Below are 1,919 nucleotides of genomic sequence, written 5' to 3' on the forward strand. Positions count from 1 at the left end.
GCTTGGGTCGAAGCCCATGGGCGGGGCGATGCGCGCCGCGACCCGCAGCCCCGGCACGCGGTCTTGCAGCGCCCGGGCGGCGCGGGCGAGGCTGTCTTCGGTGCCGCCGACGAAGGCCACCGCCACGCCGCAGCGCGCCGCCTGAGCCGCCAGCGGCTCGACCAGATCGGCCCCCGGCAAAAGCGCGACCTCGCGTCCGGCCAGCCGCGACAGCCAGACCACCGGGTTGCCATCGGCGGTCACCAGATCCTGCGCGCCATAGGCTTTCGCGAACTCAGAATCGTACCTCAGCTTCACGAGGTGATCGAGGTTGAGCGTCGCCAGGGCGAAGCCCCGCTGCGCGCGCAGCCGTGCCCCCACTTCGCCCATCAGATCGGCATGATCGGTGATGTTGACCCAGACCCGGCCCGCCCCGTGATCGAATTCCATCGCGCTGTCCTCGCCTGTCGCCCGCCTCTTGGCGCGGGGCGCGGGCTGGCATAGCCATGAGCCCACGGGTCTCGCGGCCGCCCCAATGCCGCCATGTCCCTTGTGTACCACCCAGGCCCGGACCGGAAGCGGTCGGATGCCAACAGACTGCACGGAGCCGCGCCGCGATGAAAGACGTCACAGTGATCGGATGCGGCTATGTCGCCGATCTCTACATGCGCAGCCTCAAGGCTCACCCCGAGATCCGGGTGCTCGGCGCCCATGACCGCGACCCGGCCCGGTTGGCGGCCTTCTGCAAACATTGGGGTGTCGCGCCGCTGCCCGATCCGGCGGCCGCCTGCGCGGCGCTGCCGCATGACGGGCTGGTGCTCAATCTCACCAACCCCAGGAGCCACGCCGCAATCACCCGCGGCTGCCTGCGGGCCAGCCGTCACGTCTGGTCCGAAAAGCCGATGGTGACGGACATGGAAACCGCGCGAGAGCTGCACGATCTGGCGCGCGCGCGGGGTCTGCAGCTGGCCTCCGCCCCCTCCTCGGTGCTGTCGCACTCGGCGCAGGGCTTAGGCCGGGCGCTGCGCATGGGGGTGGGCGGCGCGCCGCGACTGATCTACGCCGAGCTCGACGACGGCTTCGTGCCGCGCGCGCCCTATCACAGCTGGGCCAGCGAAAGCGGCGCGCCGTGGCCCGCCGAGGACGAGTTCTCCACTGGCTGCACGCTGGAGCACGCGGGCTATTGGCTGTCGTGGCTGATCGCGCATCTGGGCCCCGTAGCGCGGGTCGTCGCGGCGGCGGCGGAGGTGATCCCCGACAAGCCGGGCGCGCGGCAGGGCACGCCCGATTTCTCGGTCGCGGCGCTGTTCTTCGAAAGCGGCCCGGTGGCGCGGCTGACCTGCTCGATCGCAGCACCACATGACCACCGGCTGCGCGTCTTCGGCGACGAGGGCGTGATCGAGGTGGCCCGCGCCTGGGACAACCACGCCCCCGTGCGCTACCGCCGCCGGATGCGGCTGCGCCGCCGCCTGCTCGAGAGCCCGCTGGCGCGCGACGTCTCGCTCAAGGGGGCGCATCAGCCCAAGCCGGGGCGGCGCGGCGCGGCGCGGATGGATTTCGCGCTGGGCCCTGTGGAGATGCTCGACGCCATCAAGGCCGGGCGCGAAAGCCGCCTCGCCGGGGCCTATGCGCTGCATCTGACGGAGGTGACGCTGGCGATCCAGGAGGGGGCCGCGCGCGAGATGACGACGCGCTGCGCGCCGATGAAGCCGATGCCATGGGCGCTGTGATCGCTGTCACCGGCGCGACGGGGTTCCTTGGACGCGCGGTGGTGGCGCGGGCGCGGGCGCTGGGCCACGAGGTGCGCGCGATCTCGCGCGGCGCGGCGCTGCCGGAATGGGCCGGGGACAGGGGCATCGATCCGGTCCGCGCCGATCTCGCCCGCGACTGCCCGCCGCTCGACCGCGTGGCGGCGGTGATCCATGCCGCCGCGCGGATGG

3 protein-coding genes are annotated in these 1,919 nt (G+C 72.7%); 2 read left to right on the forward strand and 1 reads right to left on the reverse strand.

What is annotated here, in order from left to right; all coding sequences use genetic code 11:
- Positions 1–429, reverse strand: a 429-nt coding sequence (locus NHG85_RS06340; RefSeq protein ID WP_253330854.1) for a WecB/TagA/CpsF family glycosyltransferase, incomplete at its 3' end; no start/stop codon positions are given.
- A 167-nt stretch (positions 430–596) separates the two neighbouring features.
- Here NHG85_RS06340 and NHG85_RS06345 point away from each other — a divergent pair.
- Positions 597–1,709: a Gfo/Idh/MocA family protein gene (locus NHG85_RS06345; RefSeq protein ID WP_253330856.1), complete on the forward strand. Its 1,113-nt coding sequence runs from the start codon at positions 597–599 to the stop codon at positions 1,707–1,709.
- Positions 1,697–1,919: NAD-dependent epimerase/dehydratase family protein (locus tag NHG85_RS06350; protein WP_253330858.1), on the forward strand; the 223-nt coding region annotated here is incomplete at its 3' end. The genes NHG85_RS06345 and NHG85_RS06350, both read left to right, overlap by 13 nt.

Source organism: Limimaricola litoreus (genome assembly GCF_024159025.1).
In the GTDB taxonomy this organism is placed as follows: domain Bacteria; phylum Pseudomonadota; class Alphaproteobacteria; order Rhodobacterales; family Rhodobacteraceae; genus Limimaricola; species Limimaricola litoreus.

What these genes read in the sequence shown, in the direction of transcription:
- NHG85_RS06345 (WP_253330856.1), top strand. Translation starts at nt 597, where the DNA reads ATGAAAGACGTCACAGTGATCGGATGCGGCTATGTCGCCGATCTCTAC.